Genomic DNA, 16,019 nt, shown 5'->3' on the forward strand with positions numbered 1-16,019 from the left:
TGTCAGGGCGCCGGTTCGGTACCCATCGAAGACGGTCCATGTCCACGCCGCCGCCCATGGTCGGGCCAGGTCGAACGATGTCGCCTGCAGATGAGAGCCTGGGCGCTGCGCCATCGAGCTCGGATTGGAAGGGCCACCTGGAGATCCGCCTCGGCGATCTCCCGGGGACGCGGCGGCCGCTCACCGAGTCCCATATCGTCATCGGCAGGGCGCCGGGCGTTCAGCTCACGCTCGACCACTACACGGTCTCCCGGCGCCACGCGGAGCTCTTCTGCGATCCGTTCGGCAGGTGGTGGATCCGCGACCTCGGCAGCACCAACGGCACGCTCGTCAACGACGAGCGGATCAACGAGAAGGTGCTGAAGCCGGGCGATCGCATCGGGATCGGCGACTACATCCTCGAGTTCCAGCTCACGGCGCGGGCCCCCCGCGTGCCGCTCGACCCGGGCGGCCTCCATTTCGAGGAGGACAAACCGACCGCGATCCGCAAGCTCGGGGAGCTCGACCCACCGCGCATCGCCGCGAAGCACCTGTTCACCCTGATGGACCTGTCGCGGCGGCTCCTCAGCATCGAGGACGCCACGGACCGGTTCGACGCGCTCTGCCAGCTGATGGTCCGCGAGGACTTCCACGGCAGCATGGCGCTCGCCCTGCGGCTCCGGCAGAACGGCGCGCTGACGATCCTGTCCGGGCCGCATCGCCCGTTCCAGTCGCTCCGGCGCGAGGACTCGGTCGCGCCGCCGTACATCTCGCGCCGCGTGCTCGCGGCGGTGCAGGACACGCGCGAGCCGGTGCTCGCCGGCAACCTGGTGAGCGACAGCGCCACCGTCGAGCTCACGATGTCGCGCGACGTCATGGCGCTCTGGGTCGTCGCGTGCCCGCTGCGGGTCGAGGAGCAGCTGATGAACCTGCTCTACGTGACCTTGCCGCCCGACTTCGGCAGCGTCGAGTGGCTCGGGCTCATCGCGCTCGCGGCCGAGGTCTACCAGCAGGCCGAGTCGGCCTGGGAGGCGCGGCGCCACGCGCAGGCGCACGCGGCGATCGAGCGCGAGCTCGAGATGGCGCACCAGATCCAGCGGACGTTCGTGCCGAAGCGGCTGGAGTTCAAGGCGCTGGACGTGGCGCTCGGCTTCGAGCCGTGCCGGTGGGTCGGCGGCGACTACGTGGACATCGTCCCGATGCCCGACGGCCGCCTCCTGCTCGCGGTGGCGGACGTCTGCGGCAAGGGGCTCCAGGCCGCGCTCATCGGGTCGAGCGTGCACACGATGGTGAGGGCGACGGTCGACGCCGGCCGCGGGATCACGGGCATGATGGACCGGCTGAACGCCTACCTCTGCGAGTACCTGCCGGAGCAGTCGTTCGTGACGATGGTGGCCGTCGCGCTCGACCCGGCGACGGGCCGCATGGAGTGCGTCAACGCGGGGCACCCGCCGGCGCTCGTCGCGACCGCGGAGGGCGGCCTGCGGCACCTCCAGGCGGCCGTCAACCCGGCGCTCGGGATCGGCCTCGTGCCCATGGAGGCGCACCAGAGCGTGCTCGCGCCCGGCGAGGTGCTCGCGATGTACACCGACGGGCTCACCGAGCTGCGCAACTCGTCCAAGCAGATGCTCGGCCTGCACGCGCTCGGCACCGGCTTCGCCAAGCTGTGCGCCACCAGCGCCGGCCGCCCTGTCGCGTCGATCGCCGACAAGCTCACGCAGATGCTCGAGGAGTTCCGCGGCGATCAGCTCCCCGAGGACGACAGGGCCTTCCTCCTCGCGCGCCGCACCTGAGCGCGCGCCGAGCGGCAACCCGGCCGCGCTGGGGGCGTGAGGACGGCGAGGACGGCCGGGCAGCTCGGTGAGGCCGCTCAGGCGACCAGGCGTCAGCGCGCGGCGTCGCCGGCCGCCGCCGGCTCCGAGCCCTCCGGCGGCTCGATCGGCTCCGGATCCCGGTGCGGCGGGCCCACGGGCCCCGCCGAGCCGAAGGGCTGGGTCATCGAGATGCGCGAGCCCGCCTCCATCCGCCGCGGGAACGCGCCCGACACGGACACGAGCAGCGCGTTGCGCACGATGCGCGTGTCGGGGAGCTCCGCGGTCCTCGCCGCGGTGTGCTGGTTCGTGTGCTGGTAGCGGAGCGCGAGCGCGAAATCGGGGATGACGATGACGGGGCTCCAGAGCAGCGCGACGTCGGTGAGCACCGCGGTCGTGTTCGGCCCCGTGGCGAGCTCTCCTTCGGCGTTCCTCTCGAGGGGCCGCGCGAACTGCACGCCGGCCGAGCCCTCGACCGACAGGCGCCAGGAGGGGCGGAGGATGGGCGCGGCGGCGCGCAGCGTGAGCTGGTGCGAGAGCTGGATCTGCTGCAAGAAGACGTTGGGCGTGGCCGCGTACGTGTACGCGAGCTCGGCCTCGCCCCGGTCGTGCGTGTAGCGCAGCGCCGCGAGCCCGGCCGGCCGCACGAGCGACCCGGCGCCGCCCGCGAGGTCGGTGGCGACGACCCCGCCGACGTCGAGCTGGCTCGAGAAGCGGCGGCCGAGGTCGTGCTGCCAGCTCGCCACGAGCGTGCTGAGGAGCTGGTCGCGCTCCTCGTACACGTCCGGGGCCTCGGGATCGGCGTCGGGGTCGGTCACCGGGACGTTGTCGAAGTGGGTGTAGCCGACCGAGAGCGCGAGCGACGCGATGTCGTGGCGGAAGATCCGCTGCGCGCTCAACGTGTTCGCCGCGCTGTACGTGCGCTGCGGGCGGTCCAGGAGCGGGTTGTAGACGAGGAACGTCGCCGCCTGGCCGAGCTGCCAGACCGGCGAGGGCTGGAACGAGAACCCCTCGTTGACCGACCCCTGCACGAAGTTCGTCGTGCCGCCCGCGGTGCCAGCGATCGTCGTGGTCCCCGGCGCCTGCTCGAGCAGGAAGGTGTTGAGCTGGCCCTGCGATCCGGCGACGCCGAGCGTCAGCGTCGTCCTCGGCGACGTGACGAAGCGGCCGGACCACATCGCCATGTTCGAGTACGAGTTCGCCTCCGAGTGCAGGAAGAAGAAGCTCGCCGCGAAGGTGTAGGACAGCGTCTGCGAGGTGCGCGGCGTCGTGTACGTGAAGATCAGGCCGGGGCTCACGGTCCCAAAGCCGTCGGCGTCGGGTCCAGGCCCGGCCGGCGGCTCGGCCGCGGAGCTCACGTTGTCGGTGACGCCGAGCGACCCGGTGAAGACGCCCTGGAGGTACGCGTCCTGCGCTCGGGCGTCGTGATGGGTGAGGATCGCGCAGCCGAAGGCCGCGACAGCAATACCTCGTCCGGAGCGCATGAGGGCCGCAAGGTAACAATGGAGGCGGCGCGAGGCTACGCCTCCCCCACCTTTCGACGCGGGAGGCCGCCGGCGGCGCGCCGAGCGCTCAGGCGTCGAGCAGGACGACACCGAGGATGGGCGCCGGCCGGAGCTGCTCGATGGCCTGGCGGATCGCCTTGCGGGTCGACTTCTTGACCAGGGACGTCATGACCACGCCGCTCACCGAGTCGGCGATCACGTTCACGTCCATGCTGCCGAGCACCGGCGGCGTGTCGATGATGATGTAGGAGTAGCCCGCGCGCTTGAGGCTCTCGATCGCGCTCGAGAACGCCACCGCGTCGAGGATCGGCGGGCGCTCCTTGCTCGGATCGACGGCCAGGATGTGGACGGGCGTCTGGAGGGCGAGCCTCTGGTCGGGCGACCTGCTGCCCGACGGCCCGTTCCGGTCCGACGACTCGGCCGTGTCATCGCTGGGCGCCACGGCGGGCGCCGGCGCGGCCTGCTCGACGACGACCCAGGGCGCGTACCGGTTGCCGACGTGGCGCTGGACCTGCTCCGAGAAGCAGCTCGGCGGGTCGAACCGCAGCGCCCTGGCGATGCCTGGCTTGCGGATGTTCGCCTCGACGAGGAGGATCCGCCCGCGGACGGTCTCGCGCAGCGCGAGCGCGAGGTTGATGGCGCAGGTCGTCTTGCCCTCGCCCGGCGACGCGCTGGTCACGGCGATCGTGGTCCCGACGCCCGTCGGCAGCTTGCGCCGGAGCGTGCGGTAGGCGTCCGCCTGCGGCGAGTACGGGGCGTGGACCATCACGATGTTCGGATCGACGGCGTCCGGCATCGGGAACGGGCGCACGGTGATCTCGCCCGGGCCGCCCAGGGACTCCTCCGGGAGGAGCCCGGCGGTCTCCGGCCCTGAGGGCAGGGAGCGCATGTGCTCGATGTGGAGCGACGGCGGCTCCTCGAACGTCGGGTCGAGCGACTGCAGCTTCGCGTCCACGGCGTGGTGCGCCGGGGTCGACACCACGCGGTTGAAGATGAGGGACGGCGGCGAGGCGAACGTGCTGGTCGCCGAGCGCTCCAGCGGCCTCTCGGGCGGCGGCGGCTGCTGCGGCGGCGGCTGCGGCGGAGGCACCTCGCGCACCGTCACCGCGGGCGGCACCACGCGATCGAAGACGAGCGACGGGGGCGAGGGGAACGTCCCGCTGAACGAGCGCTCGAGCGGCGGCGAGCCCGCCGGGTGCGCCGGTACGTCGCGCACCCCCACGTCGCGCGCCGGCGGCGCGATGACGCGCTCGATCGGCACCGGCGCCGACGCGCTCGCCGCGCCAGGGCCGCTGGACACGAGCCCAGGGCTGCTCAGCGTGGCGCTCAGATCGATGACGCGCGTCACCCCGGGGGGCACGCCGGGCCGCTCGGGGCCGGGCGGGAGCGCCGGCGCGTGCACGCCGTGCACCGCCACATGGCCCGGGTGCCCGCCGTGCTCCGCGGGCGCACCCCCCGCCAGGAACAGCGTGGCGGCCGACGGACCCCGGGGGGCCGCCGGCTGCTGCATGCCAGGATGGACGCCCGGCATCGGGCCGGGGCCGAGGCGTAGCCCCATCCCGTGCGGCGGCAGGGCGTGGCCCGAGGGCGGCAGCTCCTGGCGGATGGTCGGCGAGTCGAACGCGGCGTTCGGGTCCTCGTGGCTGGAGCTCGGGCGCTCCGCCGAGACCACGTCCTCGGCGTCGTTCGCGAGGCGCAGGACGCGGGCGATCATCTCCTCGCGCACGTCCGGATCCGGCGCGATCGACCGCCAGTTGCCGACCACGTTGCGGAGCCGGCGCGCCTCGATGACGAGGGCGCGGACCCGCGCTGTCTGCTCCGCGCGACTCAGGAAGTCGCAGACCTGATCGAGCGCCCGCTCCAGAGACGCGACCGGCGGGGGCTTCCCCGGCTCAGCACCGCCTGTCTCAGCCACGGCGGCCTCGGGACCCGCGCGTGGCGGCCGGCACGATGACGAGCACCGGAGCGAGCGCCATGCGATCGATATCTTCCATGTCGTAAACCCGATCGTCGAACACGATGCCACGCGCCGCGGCGGCCGCGATGCCGGCCGCAATGGACATGAAGAGCCCGCCGATGGCAAGGATCAGCCGCGAGGGGCTCGACGGCGCGCTCGGCCTGTACGCCGGGTCGAGCACCTCGATCTGCGCCGAGTAGCCGCCCTGCTCCGAGCTCGCGGCCATCTCCGCGCGGAACGACTTGCCCTCGAGATCGGCGAGCCGCTGCTGGGCCCGCGCCTTCTCGCGGCTCAGCCGGGACCACTCCGTCTCGGTGTTGATGATCGCCTTCGCCGTCTCGCTCGCGTCGGCCGCGTTCCCCTTCTTCGCGCCCCTGCGCGCCGCGATCTCCCGCTCGAGCGCGGCGAGCTGGGACTTGATCTTCGCCTTCTCGGCCTCGTCGGTCGCGGCGACCTCCACGATCGGCTCCGGCGGCGGCGGCAGGATGAGCGCCTCCTCGGCGCGCCGCAGCGCCGCCTCGGCGTTGCTCACGCGGGCCGCCGCGGCCCGGACGTCGGGGTGCTGCTCGGTGAAGCGGGACTGCTTGTCCGCGAGATCCCGCCGCGCGGTCGCGAGCTCCTGCTCGGCCTGATCCCGCTGCCGGACGAGGGCGGGGGACGGCGCCCCGCCCGGGGAGCTCGGCGCCGCCTGCTCGGGCTTGCCGGTGAGCCGGGCCCGCAGGCGGGGCACCTGCCGCTCGAGGGCCTCCAGCGTCGGGTCGGCGCCGGTGGTGCGGCGCTCCTGCGCGCGGATGGCGGCGCCGGTCTGCGCGCCGCCGGGCGCGGCCGTCTCGGCGGCGAACTCGGGGTGCTGGGCCAGGAACGCCGCGAGCTCGGCCTCTGCCTTCTCGACGTCCTGCTCCGCGCGCTTCAGCTCGGCGTCGAGGAACTCGTTCGTCAGCTTCGCCTGCGACCGGCGCATCCGCGTCGTCTCCTCGACGAGGATGTCCGCGAGCCGTTGCGTCACCTCCTGCGCCTGCTCCCGCGTCTCCCCTTCGGCCGAGATCGCGAAGGTGTCGGTCGAGCGGGCCTTGAAGGTGATCTTGAGGCGGAGCCGGTCGACCGCGTCGACCATGCCCCGCTTCTCGACGACGTCGGGGAAGAGGTTGAACTCGGTCACGACCTTCTCGAGGTTGGAGCGCGCGAGCAGCGTCTCCTTCAGCCGCGCCGAGAGGGTGCGGAGCGGGTCGGGCCCGTCCGGCCCGAGGTACGTCGCCTTCACGCCCTCCCGGTAGAAGATCACGGTCTCGGAGCGGTACGCGGGCTTCCTCGACTGGACGACCAGCACCGTGAAGCCCACCCCCGCGAGCGCCACGAGCACCGCCACGTACCAGTGCGCCAGGGTCCGGTTGATCATCGCGCTGATGCTGGGCGGCTGCGGGCCCGCAGGCCGCGCCGACGCATCGGCGGGAAGCGCCCCGAGCGGCTCCTGGGGCGGGGGAAGCCCGGCGGGCTGCTGGTTCATCTTCCAGTTGTCCATTAGTCCCCGCTCCTCGAAGGTTGGCTTGCGCCGCCCGACCCGGAGCGCAACCACCCCGGTCCGGCAGACGGCTGCCTATGGTAGACGTGTGCTGCCCGAGCGCCAGCTTGTTGCACGCGGCCCTGTGCGCCGCGTCGCTGCGCCTACTCCATGCCCCGCCACGCTCGCGGACAGGCGTGGCCGCGGTCCAGCGCCGGCGCGACGCCCTCGTCGACGCCGCGCCGCCCTTGCCTGCGCTGCCGCTGTGGCCAGGTCGGCGGCGAGCACGCCGCCCCAGACGTCACGTCGGGAACACCCGGTCGAGGCGCAGCAGGCGGAAGATGGCGCGCGGCTGATCCCTCAGCCCCACGATGCGCACCTGGCCGCCGTTCGCGCGCACCCGCTTGAACAGCGAGACGATCACGCCGACGCCAGAGCTGTCGATCAGCCGGAGCGACGAGAGCTCGAGCGTGATGTTCTGGCGGTTCTCGGCCACCAGCTCGTCAACCAACGTCCTGAACTCCGGTGCGGTCACTGCGTCGAGGGTCCCCTCGAACTGCACGACCGTCTCACTGCCGTTATCGGTCCGCGTATAGCTCATTGGATTTTGATTCCCCCAGCGGCGCGGGCTGCGCCCGATCGGGAGACGCTCCGCATTCGGAAACTGCTCGTCCGATGCCCCGTCGCCTCGGCGAAGTCGGCATCGGAATGCTCTTGTTCACTGCTGCCTTCGCTGCCGTCCCCGGCAATGCACGAGCTGCCCTCCCGCCGCTTCACCAGGCGGAGGACATTCGGGCTGCCGGGATGGTAGTCGACCTCATCCATGAACGACTTGATGATGAACAGCCCCATCCCCGACTCGGGGAGGTCGTCGATGGGAGGGTTCTCGATGGCCGCGGGATCGAAGCTGCACCCCGTGTCCATCAGGCGGATGATGATGCCGTCCGCGTCGGACTCGATCTCGATGTCGACGTCGCCCGGCGGGCCAGCGCGGTATCCATGAATCGCGATGTTGTTGAACGCCTCGCCGAACGCCGAGACGGTCTGGGCCTCGAAATCCTCCTGGCTCAGGCCGGGCGACCCGCCCTCGACCCTCCCAGGCGCGGCCATCTTGCAAGCGGCCGCCACCACGCGGAGGGCGAGGTGGCGATAGGTCAACGAACCTGGTACTCGGAGTCGGATCACGCCCAAACCTCCATCCGAGCTTGTACCCTACCACGTTCTGAACTATGGGAGCCACAAGGTAAACAGTGACACCTGGCGTTCGTGTAGCGAAACGTGCGATCGACATCGCGGGCTCGCTCGTGGGTCTCACGCTGACCCTCCCGCTCTACCCTCTCATCGGCGCGGCCATCTACCTCGAGTCGCCCGGGCCGATCTTCTACATGCAGCGCCGTGCCGGGATGCTCATCGGCACGGAAGTACGGGACGGCGTCGCCTACCCGCGGTTCGTCGAGTTCCACATGCGCAAGTTCCGTTCCATGCGCGTGGACGCCGAGAAGATGACGGGGCCCGTGCTCGCCCAGCAGGACGACCCGCGCATCACCCGCGTCGGGCGCTTCCTGCGCAAGACGCGGCTCGATGAGATCCCGCAGTTCTGGAGCGTGCTCATGGGCGACATGAGCATCGTGGGGCCGCGCCCCGAGCGGCCGGAGCTGCTCGTGAACCTCGCGCTCGCCATCCCGTTCTTCGAGGAGCGCATGCGCGACATCAAGCCGGGCATCACGGGCCTGGCGCAGGTCTCGCTGGGCTACTCCGGGCGCGCCCCGGCGGAGAGCGAGGTCGCGGCGTTCGAGGCGACGCTGACCAACCCGTTCGGCCTCGAGGAGGCGGAGGGCGCCGAGGCCGACGACATGCGGATGAAGCTGCTCTTCGACCTCGCGTACGCCGCGTCGCTCGAGAAGCTCTCGACGTTCCTCCAGATGGAGCTGTCGATCATCCTGAAGACCCCGCTCGTGATGGTCCTCGGCCTCGGGCGCTGAGCCCGGAGGCCGGCCGCCCCGCGCCCCCGGCGCCCGCCTCGCGGCGGCGCCGGCCCCGCGCGTCAGCGATCCCTGAGCGGGCGCCGACCGGCGGGGCTAGGCCCTCCTGCTCAGCACGAAGATCACGAGCACCAGGAAGAGATCGGCCAGGATGAGCCGGTACACGTCGCGCTTCTCGAGGCGGATCGAGAAGTTCGGGTCGACGCTCTTGATGGCGCAGTACAGCGCCCCGGCGAGGCCGAAGTAGATCCAGAGCACGTAGTGGTAGGTGAACGAGAGGAAGAAGATCCCGACCATCATCCCGCAGAACCCGGCCATCACCGCCATGGACCAGGCGCGGATCACCGCGAAGTGGGCGCCGTGCTCGTACCGCTTGAGCGCGACCAGCGAGATCTTGAGCGTGAGGTAGATCATCGCGGTCCACGCGAACATCCCGAGCGGGCCGAGCTCCGAGAGCGCGAGGAGGTAGGCGTTGTGCGCCGTGAGCCAGTGGTGCTCCGTGAACTGGCGGTAGCCCGCGCCCATCAGCGGGAACATCCGGTAGATCAGGAGGCCCTCGGAGAGGATCTCCGTGCGCTCGTTCGCCGACTCCTCGGCCTCGCCGCCGCCGCGGCCGCCGAGGAGCATGAGCGGCGCGGCGAAGACGGCGCCGAAGATCGCGCCGCGGACGCCGTACTTCTTGACGAAGTAGACGCCGAGCACCGTCGCGAAGACGAGCTGGCCGCCGCGCGACTGCGTGAGGATGATGGCGGTCGCGATCACGAGCAGCGACGCGAGGACCAGGAGCGCGCGCGCGAGCGAGCGCTTCTGCTCGAAGAGCGCGAAGCTGAACGGCAGCACGATGCCCGAGGTGAGCGCGAGCTCGTTCGGATCCTGGAGCACGCCGCGCCAGCGCACGCGGCCGTTGATCGTCGACGTCTTGAAGAGGCCGACGCGCTCGCACAGGTACTCGGTCTCGGGATCGGCGCCCGGCCCCTCGCGGCAGTCCACGCGGGCCTCGCAGGCGCGGCCGTCGGGGATGCCCGCCTCGCCGCGCGAGCCGCCGATGGTCTGCGTCATCGCGAGGCACTGAAACGACGAGAACCCCTGGTGGATGGCGACGCCCGCCACGAAGAGGCCCATCACGAGCACGGTGCCGGCGAGCTTCTGGAATGCCTTGAAGCCCTCGGGGCTGTGCCCGATGAGGAAGAAGAGCACGAACGTCACGCTGATCGAGACGAAGCCCTCGGAGAACTCGCCGGGGTTCCGCAGGCCGAGCGTGAGCACGCACCAGAGGTAGACGACGATCGCCCACCGGAGCTGCGGGGTCGCCTTCAGCCGGACCTTGCCGAGGGCGAGGTCGAGGCCCATGCCCATGAACGCGAGGCCGAGCCACAGGTAGAGGAACGGCAGGTTCTCGAACCGCTCGTCCCACTCCTGCGGCCTGCCGTAGATGAAGATGATGAGAAGGATGACCCCGGGGAGCGCGAGCATGTCGAGGGTCCTCAGCGAAGACGCGGTTCGGGTGGAGGGCGACGTTCCGGAGAATCGCGGCCCGCGTCAAGCATGTCGCGCTCGATCCTCCAGGCGGGAGGGCCGGGCCCGCGGCGTCACGTGCTGAGGCCCATGCGGCGCACGGCCCGGTTCAGGAACGGCACGAACTCGTCCGCGGCCTTCTCGTTGCCCTCGCGCGACGGGTGGTTGTCGGTGCCCCCCTCCGAGCCGTACTGCGAGAAGTTGGACTCGCCCCTGTTCGTGAGCACGTCGTAGTAGTCGAAGACGACCACGTTCTTCTCCGGATAGGCGCTGAGCCAGCCGTCGGGCGACTTGACCCAGTTGTTGAACGAGCGGGCGTGGTCGGCCTGGCGCTGCAGGACCTGCGCCTCGGAGGGCTTGCCGAGGATCTGCTTCGCGGTCCACTTCCAGGCGGGCTCCTTCGAGCGCTTGAGGACGTTCGCGGGGGCGGTGACGTAGACGAACAGCGTGTCCTTCCGCTTCGCGAGCTCGGGCAGGAGAGACGCCAGCGTGGCCTTCGCGTTCCAGACCGTGAGCTCCGGGCCGGCGGGGTTGCCAGGGGCGGTGCCCTCGCCGACAAAGCGGTTGTTGGGATAACAGGACTTGAAGACGACGATCCGGTTCACCACGCCGTCCGGGTGCATCTGATCGTTCATCGCGACCCGGAGCACCTTGTCCATCCTGTCGCGGAACTTGGGCGCCCAGTGGAAGAGGTCGGTGTCCTCGCCGATCGCGCTGCCGTAGGAGGCCTCGTGGACGCGGTAGCCCTGCTCCGTGAGCTTCTTCTTGAGCCCGCCGCCGTTCGGGTGCGTCTCGTAGACGCACGAGGCCTTCTCCTTCTCGGGGCCCGGATCCGTGAGCATCTGGCCGCCGACCGAGTGGTGGATGAAGAGCAGATCCAGCGGGGCGTCAGGCCGGGCGCTCGAGTAGCCGGACAGATCGAGCGAGCCGGCCTTCGCGATGGGGCCCGTCGCGGCGGGAGCGCTGCCCTCGACAGGGATGAACAGGGCGCCCAGCGCGACGACGAACGCGCCGGCAGAGACGAATAGCTTCTTGCTCATGACATCTCCGTAGAAGACGTGGCGGGGGAACTTAAATTATCGCAGCGCGCCGCGCCGAGGACAAGCCGGCGCCCGGCGGGGGCGGTTTCAGAAGGAGAGGACGCCGCCCTCGTCGGCCTTGGTGGCGGAGCCGGGACGGATGGTGATCTCGTCGCCGCCGCTGCCGGGCTTCTTGCTCACGTCGTACGAGGCGCCGGGGGTGAGCCCCGTGACGAGGTGCCTCGTCACGCCGGCGGGCGCGGTGTACTGGACCTGGGAGACGGCGCCCAGGTCGACCGGGAACAGGACCAGGGTGCCCTTCACCACGGCGCCCGCGAAGGGCGTGCCCTGCTTCGTGCGCACGAGCGTCGCCGGGTCCGCCGCCGCCTTGCCGGCGGCGCCCTGGAGCACGTGGAGGAAGCGCGCGTCCCTCGGCATCGGGGACGGCGGCTCGGTCCGCAGGGTCGCGAGCATCGACTCGAACTCGGCCGGCTTGGTGTCCCAGGTGCCCGTCGGCTTGTACGGCTCGGCCGCGATGACGGGGTTGTCGGGCAGCAGCGCGGTCACGAAGAGCTTCTGCCCCTTCGGCGTCGTGACCGTCGCGAGGTTCCCCGCGACCTGCGCGACGCTCGGCGTCTGCAGGAAGAAGCGCTTGAAGCGCCCCTCCTTGCCCGTCGCGGCGCGGTCGTAGATCACGAGGTGATCCGGCTTGAGCCACACGAGCGAGCGGCTGACGTGCTTCACGTCGCCGATGTTCTCGTAGTCGGAGTTGTAGAGCGGGGTCGCGTCGCCGAGCACGTAGACGTAATCCTGCGCGAAGCTCTTCGCGAGCACCCGGGGATCGTGCGTGTGCACGAGCGGCCACTGGGAGCCGCGCTTCCAGAGCTCGCCGCGGTTCGGGTCGTCGTGGCGGCGGTTCCGGTCGTTCTCGACGGCGAGGGTGTTGTGCTGCTCGGAGTTGCCGAAGAAGGCGCCGTACCCGATGCGCTCCTTCGTGAGCCACTCGCCGCCGCGGTAGAAGCCGAAGCTGAGGCCGTCGCCGTGCTGGTGGTCGATGTGCTCCCAGCCGAGCTGGTACTGGAGCCACGTCGCGTCGGGCCCCCAGCTCGTCCGCGCGAACACGTGGCCGAGGCCGGCGCCGTAGTGCGTGAGCGGGATCGAGGGGCGCGGGTCGGTCGGGGTCACCGCCGGATCGAGCAGCAGGAAGTACAGGATCGAGTGCCGCTTGTGCACCTGGCCGAGCGTGGAGCGGGCGCGCCGCGCGAGGCCGGCGGCGCCGCCGGGGCCCGAGTGGATGGCCATCCAGCGGAGCGCGTTCAGGCGCTCGGCGTTGCCGCTGTTCTGGGCGTGGAGGCCGAGCGCCGCGAACGGATCGATGTGGTCCGTGTACTCGTAGCGCTGGCCGTCGCCCGTCCACGCGGCCTCGTGGGTCGGCCCGATCCGGCCCTGGGGGGTGGCGGGGCTCAGGCTGTGGAGGTGGGCCGGGATGAACTCGTGCCAGAAGGGGTTGCCGTCGAGGTGCACCTGCGGGCCCCACTTCGCCGGATCGGCCTCGCCCGCGGTCTGGATGGCGAGGAGCGTCTCGCTCACGTAGGCCAGCGTCGCGGGGCCGTACTGGAAGCCCTCCGGCGGTACGCCGCCGCGCGCGTCGTTCCGGAGGACGCTGTCGGTCATGTAGAGCCACGCGCCGGCGACGTTGGCGAAGTAGTCCCGGAGCCGCGGGTAGGTGCCGCTCGGCTTCTGATCCGGCGGGTCGTCGGCCTCGTCGAACGCGAGCGACATCAGCGTGAGGTTGCGCATGTGCGACGTGAAGTAGTTGTTCACGGCGTACCGGCGCTTCCTCGGCTCCTTCAGCATCACCGGGTCGTTCAGCTTGCCGATCGGCTCGGGGTGGGCGTGGCTCGTCGTCGTCGACCTGAGCTGCTCCTCGGCCCAGCGCAGGAAGACGGGCCGTATCGCCGCCTTGTCCTGGGGCGAGAGGTACCCGTAGATCCAGTCGACCGTGAGGCCGAACGACTCGCCGGACCAGCGGGCGCGGTCGCCCGTGGAGAACCTGCGGTTGAAGGGGTCGTTCTGATCTCCCTTGTTCACGCGGTCGACGATGTAGAGGAGGATCTTGCGCGCGCGAGCGGCGTAGTCGTTGCGGGCGGCCTCGTCGCTCGAGATGAGCGACATGAAGGCGAACAGCTCGGCGTGCGCCTCGCAGTAGACGCGGCTGAAGGCGCAGTCGCCCTCGGAGGGGATCTGGCCCTTGTCCATCGCCGCCACGGCCTCGGCCGTGACGGTCGCGAGCTCCTTGAACAGGGGGTTCGCCGGCGTGGCGCGCGCGCGCAGCTTCGGCAGGTCGGCCTCGCGCACCCAGAGCCGCGGGTGCCCCTTGACCGGCGCGGCCGGCGGCGCGGGCGGCGCCTGGAAGCGCGGCGCCGCGACCGCGAGGGCCGCGACGCCGGACTGCGTCTCTTCGACGCCGGGCTGCGCGCCGGGCTGCGCGCCGGGCTGCGCGCCCGCGCCGCTGTGCACCGCCGGGGGCCCCGGGGTCTGCCGCCGGTCGCAGCCGGCGAAGAGCCCCGCGAGGCCGAGCGCCAGCGCGAGCGGCGCGAGCGACCGCCCGCGCGTCATGTCGCGCGTTCCCGGAGATACGCGAACGTGCGCTGCAGGCCCTCCTCCGTGGGGACGAGCTGCTGCCAGCCGAGCGCCTTCAGCTTGGTGTTGTCGAACCGGTTCCCCTTCCAGGAGGTGGCGCTCTTGTACGGGGTGAAGACGGCCGGGAGCTGCCCCTTCGAGTAGGCGTGATAGCGCTCCACGAGCTTCGATATCCCGGTGAGGGCGACATAGGGCACCGAGATCGAGCGGATCGGCTTCACCTCGCGCTTGTAGCGGGCGAGGTAGACGTCGGCCGTGGGCAGGTCGTCGTCGTGGACGTTGTAGACCTGCCCCTTCGCGACCTCGCTCCGGCCGGCGACGGCGATCGCCTCGGCGCAGTTGTCCACGTACGAGAGCGGGAGGATGTTGCGCCCGCCGAGGTGCAGGAACACGCCGAACAGGCTCATTCCGACGCGGCCGGAGAAGGCGTTGCCGCCCGGGCCGTAGATGACGCCGGGGCGGAGCACCGTGAGCGGGAAGCCGTAGCGCGCCTGGTACTCCCAGAAGAGCTTCTCCTGCCGGAGCTTCGCCTGCGAGTAGAGGTCCCGCTGCGCGGGCCGCGACTCGAGCGGGGTGTTCTCGTCGACGATGTACCCGCGCGGGAGGTCGGCCACGCCGTAGACGCCGAAGGAGCTGATGAGGATGACCCGCGGCGATCGGCCGGTGTGGACCAGCGCCTCGAGCAGGTTCTTCGAGGCGACCACGGTGTTCAGGAACATGTCCGCGGGCGCGCCGCCCATGGCCGCGGCCACGTGGTAGACCACGTCCACGCCCTCGACCGCGCGCTCGGCGGCCTCCTTCGTGGCGAGGGAGCCCACCGCGACCTCGAGGGGGACGCCCCGGCGCTGCTCGATCTCCTCGAGGCGCGCGCGGTTGCTCGCCGGGCGGACGAGGCAGCGGATGTCGGTCTCGCCGTGGGCGAGCAGCCGGTCGACGAGGGCCGACCCGAGGAAGCCGTTCGAGCCAGTGACAAGGACTTTCATGTGCGCGCCTTCTCCTGCGGGACCTGCCGGAAGATCTCATCCATCATCCACGCGACCCGGATCATGTCCCGGTACGAGATCGGCAGCTCCGCGCCCCGCGTGATGCTGTCGTAGAAGAGCCCGATCAGGCGGTTCATCCCCGAGAAGAAGTGGAAGTCGCTGCGGGCGAACCGCACGACGTTCTTGCCCCCTTCGCGCAGATAGGAAAGGGCCTGATCGAAGGCGGGCACGACGCGGCCGATGGCGCTCGGCAGCTTCGGCGACGCGTCGAGCGTGACCGTGCGGCTCGTGAAGTCGACGTGGAGCGTGTTCTTCGTGCCGTAGACGCGGAGGAAGTGCCCGGGCGGCCGCGCGTGGGACGAGAAGGTCCCGTACGCGCTGACGCGCGCGCCCTGCACCGTGACGCGGAGCTCGTCGAGCATGTCGTCGCGCGCGTCGCCGAAGCGCTTCTCCCGGAGCGCGTAGGCGGTCGCGGTGACCTTCGGCTGCTCGTCGTCCACGAACTCGACGACCTTGTTGAGCAGGTGGTCGATGTTGTTGTGGAACAGCTTGCCCGGGAGGCGGTGGACCCAGTGCGAGCCGTCGCCGAGGAGCGCCGCGCCGAAGGGGCCGGAGAGGTTGTAGCCGAAGCAGCTCTCCACGTGGACGGGGTCGCCGATCACGCCCTCGCCGATGAGGCGCCGCATCTCGACCGCCGGCGGATCGAACTGGTACTCCCAGCCGACCGTCATCTTCTTCCCGGCGGCGGTGCAGAGCTCGATGAGGCGCCGCACGTCCGAGAGGTTCAGCGCGGTCGGCTTCTCCACGTAGACGTGGGCGCCCGCCTCGATGGCGCGCCGCGCGAGGAACAGGTGGGACTGCGGAGGGGTGGTGATGTGGACGACGTCGGGCTTCTCGACGTCGAGCATCCGGTCGAACGAGTCGTAGTGGCTCGGGATGCCGTAGCGCACCGCGATCTGCTCGGCCATCAGGAGCTCTAGGTCGCAGACAGCGACGACCCGGGCCCGCTCCGGCATCTTCTGGATCTCTTCGATGTGCCCGTCGGCGATCTTGCCGCAGCCGACGATCGCGATTTTGAGGGTCATGGGGCGGCGGAGCGTACCGCAACGGGGCAGCCGAGAGCTAGG

At 71.0% G+C, this 16,019-nt stretch carries 12 protein-coding genes; 2 read left to right on the forward strand and 10 right to left on the reverse strand.

Annotated elements, in window-relative coordinates; translation table 11 throughout:
* The first annotated feature begins 77 nt into the window (after nucleotides 1-77).
* Complete coding sequence (locus WME96_RS05040; RefSeq protein WP_437289033.1) at nucleotides 78-1,772, forward strand: SpoIIE family protein phosphatase; 1,695 nt, start codon at nucleotides 78-80, stop codon at nucleotides 1,770-1,772.
* 92 nt (nucleotides 1,773-1,864) lie between these two features.
* Here the strand turns inward: WME96_RS05040 and WME96_RS05045 are convergent, their stop codons facing one another.
* The 5 genes from WME96_RS05045 to WME96_RS05065 all read right to left on the reverse strand — a co-directional run bounded on the left by WME96_RS05045 (nucleotide 1,865) and on the right by WME96_RS05065 (nucleotide 7,935).
* Nucleotides 1,865-3,274, reverse strand: a complete 1,410-nt coding sequence (locus WME96_RS05045; protein WP_437289034.1) for a hypothetical protein — start codon at nucleotides 3,272-3,274, stop codon at nucleotides 1,865-1,867.
* Nucleotides 3,275-3,362: 88 nt separating this feature from the next.
* Nucleotides 3,363-5,210 (reverse strand): hypothetical protein, encoded by a 1,848-nt coding sequence (locus WME96_RS05050; protein WP_437289035.1) that lies wholly within the window; start codon nucleotides 5,208-5,210, stop codon nucleotides 3,363-3,365.
* Complete coding sequence (locus WME96_RS05055) at nucleotides 5,203-6,771, reverse strand: GumC family protein (protein WP_437289036.1); 1,569 nt, start codon at nucleotides 6,769-6,771, stop codon at nucleotides 5,203-5,205. The genes WME96_RS05050 and WME96_RS05055 overlap by 8 nt, the downstream gene beginning before the upstream one ends.
* A 280-nt stretch (nucleotides 6,772-7,051) precedes the next feature.
* Nucleotides 7,052-7,351, reverse strand: coding sequence for an STAS domain-containing protein (locus WME96_RS05060; RefSeq protein ID WP_012233514.1), 300 nt, complete (start codon nucleotides 7,349-7,351; stop codon nucleotides 7,052-7,054).
* Nucleotides 7,348-7,935: an ATP-binding protein gene (locus tag WME96_RS05065; protein ID WP_437292276.1), complete on the reverse strand. Its 588-nt coding sequence runs from the start codon at nucleotides 7,933-7,935 to the stop codon at nucleotides 7,348-7,350. The genes WME96_RS05060 and WME96_RS05065 overlap by 4 nt, the downstream gene beginning before the upstream one ends.
* A 65-nt stretch (nucleotides 7,936-8,000) precedes the next feature.
* On the opposite strand from WME96_RS05065, the gene WME96_RS05070 reads away from it, so the two are divergent.
* Entirely contained in the window at nucleotides 8,001-8,732 is a 732-nt protein-coding gene (locus tag WME96_RS05070) for a sugar transferase (protein WP_437289037.1), read from the forward strand.
* Between the two features lie 96 nt (nucleotides 8,733-8,828).
* Here WME96_RS05070 and WME96_RS05075 read toward each other — a convergent pair whose 3' ends face one another.
* The 5 genes from WME96_RS05075 to WME96_RS05095 all read right to left on the reverse strand — a co-directional run bounded on the left by WME96_RS05075 (nucleotide 8,829) and on the right by WME96_RS05095 (nucleotide 15,977).
* The gene (locus WME96_RS05075; RefSeq protein WP_437289038.1) at nucleotides 8,829-10,205 is read right to left on the reverse strand and encodes an O-antigen ligase family protein; all 1,377 of its coding nucleotides are present in this window, start codon (nucleotides 10,203-10,205) and stop codon (nucleotides 8,829-8,831) included.
* Nucleotides 10,206-10,321: 116 nt separating this feature from the next.
* Nucleotides 10,322-11,287, reverse strand: coding sequence for a hypothetical protein (locus WME96_RS05080; protein WP_437289039.1), 966 nt, complete (start codon nucleotides 11,285-11,287; stop codon nucleotides 10,322-10,324).
* Between the two features lie 87 nt (nucleotides 11,288-11,374).
* Entirely contained in the window at nucleotides 11,375-13,885 is a 2,511-nt protein-coding gene (locus tag WME96_RS05085; RefSeq protein WP_437289040.1) for a hypothetical protein, read from the reverse strand.
* Nucleotides 13,882-14,892 carry an NAD-dependent epimerase/dehydratase family protein gene (locus WME96_RS05090; RefSeq protein ID WP_437289041.1) on the reverse strand — a complete coding sequence of 337 codons (1,011 nt, stop codon included), beginning with the start codon at nucleotides 14,890-14,892 and terminating at the stop codon, nucleotides 13,882-13,884. The genes WME96_RS05085 and WME96_RS05090 overlap by 4 nt, the downstream gene beginning before the upstream one ends.
* On the reverse strand, nucleotides 14,889-15,977 hold the full coding sequence (locus tag WME96_RS05095; protein WP_061613920.1) for a Gfo/Idh/MocA family protein: 1,089 nt from the start codon (nucleotides 15,975-15,977) through the stop codon (nucleotides 14,889-14,891). Before WME96_RS05095 ends, WME96_RS05090 begins: the two co-directional genes overlap by 4 nt.
* Nucleotides 15,978-16,019: the final 42 nt, after the last annotated feature.

Origin of the sequence: Sorangium sp. So ce406, assembly GCF_051474675.1 — a bacterium.
Lineage (GTDB): Bacteria > Myxococcota_A > Polyangia > Polyangiales > Polyangiaceae > Sorangium > Sorangium cellulosum_G.

Coding starts and splice junctions, on each gene's coding strand:
- WME96_RS05090 (WP_437289041.1), bottom strand. CDS start 14,892: ATGAAAGTCCTTGTCACTGGCTCGAACGGCTTCCTCGGGTCGGCCCTC.
- WME96_RS05060 (WP_012233514.1), bottom strand. CDS start 7,351: ATGAGCTATACGCGGACCGATAACGGCAGTGAGACGGTCGTGCAGTTC.
- WME96_RS05085 (WP_437289040.1), bottom strand. CDS start 13,885: ATGACGCGCGGGCGGTCGCTCGCGCCGCTCGCGCTGGCGCTCGGCCTC.
- WME96_RS05040 (WP_437289033.1), top strand. CDS start 78: ATGTCGCCTGCAGATGAGAGCCTGGGCGCTGCGCCATCGAGCTCGGAT.
- WME96_RS05080 (WP_437289039.1), bottom strand. CDS start 11,287: ATGAGCAAGAAGCTATTCGTCTCTGCCGGCGCGTTCGTCGTCGCGCTG.
- WME96_RS05075 (WP_437289038.1), bottom strand. CDS start 10,205: ATGCTCGCGCTCCCCGGGGTCATCCTTCTCATCATCTTCATCTACGGC.
- WME96_RS05055 (WP_437289036.1), bottom strand. CDS start 6,771: ATGGACAACTGGAAGATGAACCAGCAGCCCGCCGGGCTTCCCCCGCCC.
- WME96_RS05045 (WP_437289034.1), bottom strand. CDS start 3,274: ATGCGCTCCGGACGAGGTATTGCTGTCGCGGCCTTCGGCTGCGCGATC.
- WME96_RS05095 (WP_061613920.1), bottom strand. CDS start 15,977: ATGACCCTCAAAATCGCGATCGTCGGCTGCGGCAAGATCGCCGACGGG.